8 protein-coding genes are annotated in these 6,319 nt (G+C 72.1%); 5 read left to right on the forward strand and 3 right to left on the reverse strand.

Annotation, left to right across the window (positions count from 1 at the left end):
- The 3 genes from AB0K09_RS28170 to AB0K09_RS28180 form a co-directional block, all read right to left on the reverse strand.
- Positions 1–242 (reverse strand): DUF3107 domain-containing protein (locus tag AB0K09_RS28170; RefSeq protein WP_366068231.1); only part of this gene is annotated, 242 nt, incomplete at its 3' end.
- A gap of 160 nt (positions 243–402) precedes the next feature.
- Entirely contained in the window at positions 403–1,044 is a 642-nt protein-coding gene (locus tag AB0K09_RS28175) for a TetR/AcrR family transcriptional regulator (protein WP_366068232.1), read from the reverse strand.
- Between the two features lie 198 nt (positions 1,045–1,242).
- Entirely contained in the window at positions 1,243–1,479 is a 237-nt protein-coding gene (locus AB0K09_RS28180; protein WP_366068233.1) for a hypothetical protein, read from the reverse strand.
- Between the two features lie 145 nt (positions 1,480–1,624).
- Here AB0K09_RS28180 and AB0K09_RS28185 point away from each other — a divergent pair, with 145 nt between their 5' ends.
- The 5 genes from AB0K09_RS28185 (at position 1,625) to AB0K09_RS28205 (ending at position 6,236) form a co-directional block, all read left to right on the forward strand.
- Positions 1,625–2,632, forward strand: coding sequence for an alpha/beta hydrolase (locus tag AB0K09_RS28185; RefSeq protein WP_366068234.1), 1,008 nt, complete (start codon positions 1,625–1,627; stop codon positions 2,630–2,632).
- On the forward strand, positions 2,625–3,938 hold the full coding sequence (locus AB0K09_RS28190; RefSeq protein WP_366068235.1) for a DUF3152 domain-containing protein: 1,314 nt from the start codon (positions 2,625–2,627) through the stop codon (positions 3,936–3,938). Before AB0K09_RS28185 ends, AB0K09_RS28190 begins: the two co-directional genes overlap by 8 nt.
- Positions 3,939–4,031: 93 nt before the next feature.
- The gene (locus AB0K09_RS28195) at positions 4,032–4,124 is read left to right on the forward strand and encodes an Ms4533A family Cys-rich leader peptide (RefSeq protein ID WP_366068236.1); all 93 of its coding nucleotides are present in this window, start codon (positions 4,032–4,034) and stop codon (positions 4,122–4,124) included.
- Between the two features lie 178 nt (positions 4,125–4,302).
- Entirely contained in the window at positions 4,303–6,030 is a 1,728-nt protein-coding gene (locus AB0K09_RS28200; RefSeq protein ID WP_366068237.1) for an ABC transporter substrate-binding protein, read from the forward strand.
- Complete coding sequence (locus AB0K09_RS28205) at positions 6,027–6,236, forward strand: hypothetical protein (protein WP_366068238.1); 210 nt, start codon at positions 6,027–6,029, stop codon at positions 6,234–6,236. Before AB0K09_RS28200 ends, AB0K09_RS28205 begins: the two co-directional genes overlap by 4 nt.
- Positions 6,237–6,319 lie beyond the last annotated feature (83 nt).

The following is a 6,319-nucleotide window of genomic DNA, read 5'->3' on the forward strand; positions in this document are numbered from 1 at the left end:
CATGGCCGACGACGACGGTTCCGTGACCGTCGAGATCGACGGCTGCCGGCTGCGCCGATCTCGACGTACGCCAGCCGGTCGGCCGGGATCAGCACCTTGCGGCCGCGGTCGTCCTCCAGCGACAGCAGCTGCGCCTTGCCGGCGAGGGCGTCGGCCACGGTGCGCTCGACTTCTTCGGCAGACTGCCCGCTCTCCAGAACGATCTCGCGGGGCGTGTGCTGCACGCCGATCTTGACCTCCACGGTCTGTCCCTCCGAAGGTTGCGGTCCCCCTGGCATGGCCCAGGGGAGGGGTGCGCGGACCGGCCGCGCCGTACGCTGCACACATTAGCCCGGTGCGACCCCGGGCCGGGGCGGGTCCCCGCACGCTCGCAGCGAACAGGAACCGGGAATCCCGCTGGTCTCAGCCCTGCTGCTCGGGCGCGTTCTTCGGGAAGCCCGCGATGCCGCGCCAGGCGAGCGAGGTGAGCAGCTGCACGGCCGTGCCGCGCGGAACGGTGCTCTCGCTGGAGAGCCAGTAGCGGGCCACCACCTGGGAGACGCCGCCCAGGCCGACGGCCAGCAGCATGGCCTCGTCCTTCGACAGGCCGGTGTCCTCGGCGATCACGTCGCTGATCGCCTCCGCGCACTCCAGCGACACCCGGTCGACGCGCTCGCGCACGGCGGGCTCGTTGGTCAGGTCGGACTCGAAGACCAGGCGGAAGGCGCCGCCCTCGTCCTCCACGTACGCGAAGTAGGCGTCCATGGTGGCCGCCACCCGCTGCTTGTTGTCCGAGGTGGACGCCAGGGCGGTGCGCACCGCGTGCAGCAGGTTCTCGCAGTGCTGGTCCAGCAGGGCCAGGTAGAGGTCCAGCTTGCCGGGGAAGTGCTGGTAGAGCACCGGCTTGCTGACGCCCGCGCGCTCGGCGATGTCGTCCATCGCGGCCGCGTGGTACCCCTGCGCGACGAAGACCTCCTGAGCCGCGCCCAGGAGCTGGTTGCGTCGGGCTCGGCGCGGCAGGCGCGTGCCCCGTGGGCGCGCCTCGGTCTGCTCGATGGCTGTCACGCCGCCTCCCATGAGTGTTCAGTGCACGGTGTGGACCGCGTCCGCCATCGTACTTTTGGGTAACCGGGCAGCGCGTGGTCGGAGCGGAGAATTTCATGGACCGGCCGCTGTGGGAAGCCGACAAAATCCCGACAAGGCGCGCAGAAGACCCCAGGTCACCCCGGAACGCCCAGGGTGACCGATAGGGTCACCGATGCCTCACCGGTAGTCGTCCTCGTCCAGCTCGACCACCCGCGCCTGCTCGGCCCGGTCCGCCTCGTTGGCGGAGTCCGGGTCGATTTCGGTCAGCGGCTCGTCCTCCCGCTGAGTGAGGTCCGCGTGCTGCTCGGCGGCGTCCGCCTCGGGAGCTTCCACGTCGATCTCCGTAGCGTCGATAGCTGGGTCTTGCGTGTCGTCATCCACGAACGTGTCCGGATCGGTCGGGTCGACAGGCATGGGATCCCTTCCAGCATCCGTTGAGCGCCCTCGTGCTCCTTCGTCCTCCTGTGTACGAGCCTAGGAGAGTCCGCCGCGCGCCGCCAGGCGATCTGTGACTGCCGCCACAAGGGTCCCGGCGTGATCGTCTCGTAACATTGCCCGCATGTCATCGACCGAGTCGCCGGACGCCCGGGCCGTGCCCGTCGTTCCCCCCGGACGGCCCTCACGGGTCGCCGAGGGAGAGGAACTGCGCACGGTGACGCTGCCGGGCGCCACGCTGACCGTGCGCTCCCGGCCGCCGCGCGGCGCACGCACCGGAGACCGGCCGCCCGCGCTGTACGTGCACGGGCTCGGTGGCTCCTCGCAGAACTGGTCCGCGCTGATGGAGCGGCTCGCGGACGACGTCGACGGCGAGGCCCTCGACCTGCCCGGCTTCGGCGACTCCCCGCCCCCGGACGACGGCGACCACTCCATCACCGGCTACGCGCGCGTGGTCATCCGGTATCTGGACGCGAGCGAGCGCGGCCCCGTCCACCTGGCCGGCAACTCGATGGGTGGCGCCGTCGTCACGCGTGTCGCGGCCGTCCGGCCGGACCTCGTGCGCACGCTCACCCTCGTCTCCCCGGCCCTGCCCGAGCTCCGCCCGCAGCGCACCGCCGTGCCGACCGCGCTGCTGGCCGTGCCGGGCGCGACGGCGTGGTTCGCCCGCGCCACCAGGGAATGGACGCCCGAACGGCGCACCCGCGAGGTGCTCTCGCTCTGCTACGGCGACCCCTCGCGGGTGACCCCCGAGGCCTTCGAGCTGGCGGTCGAGGAGTACGCGCGGCGGCTGGAGCTGCCGTATTTCTGGGAAGTCATGGCGCGTTCCGCGCGCGGCGTCGTCGACGCCTATACCTTGGGCGGGCAGCATTCGCTGTGGCGCCAGGCGGAGAAGGTGCTTGCCCCTACTCTGCTGGTGTACGGAGTACGTGACCAGCTCGTCTCCTACCGCATGGCACGCCGCGCGAGCCGCGCCTTCCGCGACTCACGGCTGCTGACGCTCCTGGAGGCGGGGCACGTCGCCATGATGGAGGAACCGGACGCCGTGGCACGCGCGTTCCGTGAACTCCTCGCGGACACCGCCGCAACGTCTTCTGAGTCGTCTGAACGGAGCGCCCCGCCCCGTGGGTAAACACAGCGCACGCGCCGACCGGGCCACCCCCGAGCCCGCCGCGCCCGACGCCCCCGGTACGGGCCGTCGGCGTGCCCCGGCGAAGCACGCGCCGTCCCCCGCCCAGGGCACCGCCGTTCCCGGCTCCCACCAGCGGCCCCAGGCCACCGGCGAGGCCGTCCGGCCGTCCGCCGGCACGGGCCACCCCGGTCATCCCGGCCACCCCGGTCATCCCGGCCACCCCGGAACGCCGGGGCAGCTGCGCGCACCGGTGCTCGGCTGGGGCGTCATCGGCACCCAGCGCAACCAGGCCGTGGCCCCCACGGTCGTCCCCCCGGCCGGCCGGACCGGCGACACACCCACGGACGGTTCCATGCAGGGAAACACAGGGGGGCACTCGGCGGGAGACACAGCCCCGGGGGAGGCGCCGTCAAACGTTGACCGCGTCACCCGTCCGCGTGTTCCTGTGCCGCGCCGGACCCTGGCCGGCACGGCCGCGGCGAGCAGCGGGCACCGGGGCGGCAGCGGCGTGGTGCGGACGGTGACCGGTGTCGCCGCCGCCCTGGTGACGGCCGTGCTGGCCGTCACGATCGCCGGACAGGTCAACGACAGCGCCGACGACAAGGCCCAGGCCCACGCCGCCGGTCTCGGCGCGCGGGACGGCGACGGCCCCGCCTCGCGTTCGGACAACCGCCCGACGCCCCACGGCGCCGAGGTGCCCGTCCCGATCACCTACGAGCAGCAGATGGCCCGCAAGTACCCGCTCGACCCGGGCGCCAGCGCCTCCGGAGACTTCCAGGTCGTTCCCGGCGACGACAAGGCCCCCGGCAAGGGGCACGTGTGGCGCTACCGCGTCGACGTCGAGAAGGGGCTGCCGATCGACGGCGAACTCTTCGCCACCGCCGTGCACCGCACCCTCAACGACGACCGCAGCTGGGGCCACGGCGGCCGGCTCACCTTCGAGCGCGTCTCCTCGGGCGACGCCGACTTCGTCGTCACCCTGGCCAGCCCGCGCACCACGGCCGCCTGGTGCGCCAAGTCGGGGCTGGACACCACCGAGGACAACGTCTCCTGCGACTCCGCCGCCACCGACCGCGTCATGATCAATGCCTATCGCTGGGCCCAGGGCGCCCAGACCTACGGCGACGACATGTACGCCTACCGGCAGATGCTCATCAACCACGAGGTCGGCCACCGGCTCGGCCACGACCACGAGTACTGCCGCAAGGACGGCGCCCTGGCGCCCGTGATGATGCAGCAGACGAAGTTCCTGACCACCGACGGCAAGACCTGCCGGCCCAACGCCTGGCCGTTCCCCGACATGTGATCGCTTGATCATTTGTCTCGTGTTACGAGACAAATCGTCTCTCTCTGCGAGACACCTTTGCCCGGGGTCGGAAAATCGTTCAGTCTTCTGGGCATGTCGCACCGCCACGCCTCCGAGAACGCCGGCTTCCAGCTGGCGCTGATCGGCGTGGCCGCGCACGCGGTCGCCGACGTGCACTGTCGCTGACACCGCCTCCGCCCCCCGGCCGACGCCGGGGTGCCCCCGCGCCACTCCGCGCCGCACCAGCGCCGCGTCCGCCCGGGGCGGTACCGCGCCGCCGTGCGCACCTTCCTCACCGCCTGCCGCGGGTGTCCGCCGCCTGGAACCCCCCTCCACCTCGCACCCGCGAAAGGCCCCTCCCGTCATGCGCCGTCAATTTCCCCTCATATCCCGCCGTGTCGCCACGGCAGCCGTCACCGCGGCCCTGATCGGCGGCGCGGCGGCCTGCGGCCCGGAGAAGAGCGGCGACGGAGCGCAGGGCGGCGGTGCCCAGGGCGCGCCCCACAAGGGCGGCACGCTCACCGTCCTCAACCGGGAGCCGCAGCAGGACTTCGACCCCGCGCGCCTCTACACCTCCGGCGGCGGCAACATCCCCTCGCTCGTCTTCCGCACGCTGACCACCCGCAACCGGGAGAACGGCGCCGAGGGCACCAAGGTCGTCCCCGACCTCGCCACCGACACCGGCCGGGCCAGCGAGGACGCGAAGGTCTGGACCTACACGCTCAAGGACGGGCTGAAGTACGAGGACGGCTCGCCCATCACCTCCGCCGACATCAAGTACGGCATCGAGCGCTCGTTCGCCCCCGAACTCTCCGGCGGCGCCCCCTACCTGCGCGACTGGCTCGTCGGCGGCGACACCTACCAGGGCCCCTACAAGGACGCCAAGGGCCTCGACTCCATCGAGACGCCCGACGCCAGAACCATCGTCTTCCACCTGCGCAAGTCCGAGGGCGACTTCCCCTTCCTCGCCACCTCCACCCAGTTCGCGCCCGTCCCCAAGGCCAAGGACACCGGCACCAAGTACGAGGAGCACCCCGTCTCCTCCGGCCCCTACAAGGTCGTCAAGAACACGGGCGACGGCGAGCGGCTGCTGCTGGAGCGCAACCCGAACTGGTCGGAGGAGACCGACAAGGAGCGGCACGCCTACCCCGACACGATCGACGTGAAGGCCGGCCTGTCCTCCGCCGTCATCAACCAGCGGCTCGCGAGCGCCCAGGGCGCCGACGCCGCCGCGGTCACCACCGACACCAACCTCGGCCCGGCCGAGCTGGCCCAGGTCGCCGGCGACCCCAAGCTCGCCGCCCGCGTCGGCACCGGCCACTTCGGCCAGACCAGCTACCTCGCCTTCAACCCGAAGGTGAAGCCCTTCGACGACCCGAAGGTGCGCGCGGCCATCTCCTACGCGATCAACCGCACCAGCGTCGTCAACGCCGCCGGCGGCTCCTCGCTCGCCGAGCCGGCCACCACCTTCCTGCCCAACCAGAAGTCCTTCGGTTACACCCCGTACGACCACTTCCCGGCCGGGAAGACCGGTAACGCGGACAAGGCCAAGGAGCTGCTGAAGGAGGCCGGTCACGGCGACGGGCTGGAGATCACCCTGACCCATTCCACGGCCCAGGACTTCGAGACCAGCCCCGAGATCGCCACCGCGGTCCAGGCCGGGCTCAAGCAGGCCGGCATCACGGTGAAGCTGGAGGGCCTGGAGGACAACGACTACAAGGAGCGCATCCACAACGTCGCCAAGCAGCCGGGTCTCTTCCTCGCCCACTGGGGTGCCGACTGGCCCTCCGGCGGTCCGTTCCTCGCGCCCATCTTCGACGGCCGCCAGATCGTCAAGGACGGCGCCAACTTCAACACCGCCCAGCTCGACGACCCCAAGGTCAACGACGAGATCGACGCGATCAACAAGATCACCGACCTGGGCGCCGCCGGCCGGCGCTGGGGCGCCCTCGACAGCGCGATCGGCGAGCAGGCCCTGACCGTCCCGCTCTTCCACCCGGTCTACAAGCGGCTGGTCGGCAAGGACGTCAAGAACGTCGTGATCAGCGACTGGACCGGTGTGCTCGACGTCTCGCAGGTCGCCGTCAAGTGACCGCGCTCCTCACCGCCCGGGAACCCGCGCAGGAACCGGAGGCGGCGGCTCCCGCGCCGTCCGCCTCCGGCGCCCGGCAGGTCTGGCGCCGGCTGCGGGCGCGCAAGTCCGCGCTCGTGGCCGCCGCCGTGCTGGGCCTGCTCGTCCTCCTCGCCCTCGCCGCGCCGCTCGTGGCCGCCCTGGAGGGCCAGGACCCGCAGACGTAGAGGCCGGAGAGCAGCCGGACCGGGCGCCGGACGTCGTGCGGGGCCGGCATCGCGGGCACCGCGTCCGCGTCGTGGTAGGCGGC

The organism is Streptomyces sp. NPDC049577, from assembly GCF_040675635.1.
Classification (GTDB): Bacteria; Actinomycetota; Actinomycetes; order Streptomycetales; family Streptomycetaceae; genus Streptomyces.

What these genes read in the sequence shown, in the direction of transcription:
- AB0K09_RS28180 (WP_366068233.1), bottom strand. Translation starts at nt 1,479, where the DNA reads ATGCCTGTCGACCCGACCGATCCGGACACGTTCGTGGATGACGACACG.
- AB0K09_RS28185 (WP_366068234.1), top strand. Translation starts at nt 1,625, where the DNA reads ATGTCATCGACCGAGTCGCCGGACGCCCGGGCCGTGCCCGTCGTTCCC.
- AB0K09_RS28195 (WP_366068236.1), top strand. Translation starts at nt 4,032, where the DNA reads ATGTCGCACCGCCACGCCTCCGAGAACGCCGGCTTCCAGCTGGCGCTG.
- AB0K09_RS28200 (WP_366068237.1), top strand. Translation starts at nt 4,303, where the DNA reads ATGCGCCGTCAATTTCCCCTCATATCCCGCCGTGTCGCCACGGCAGCC.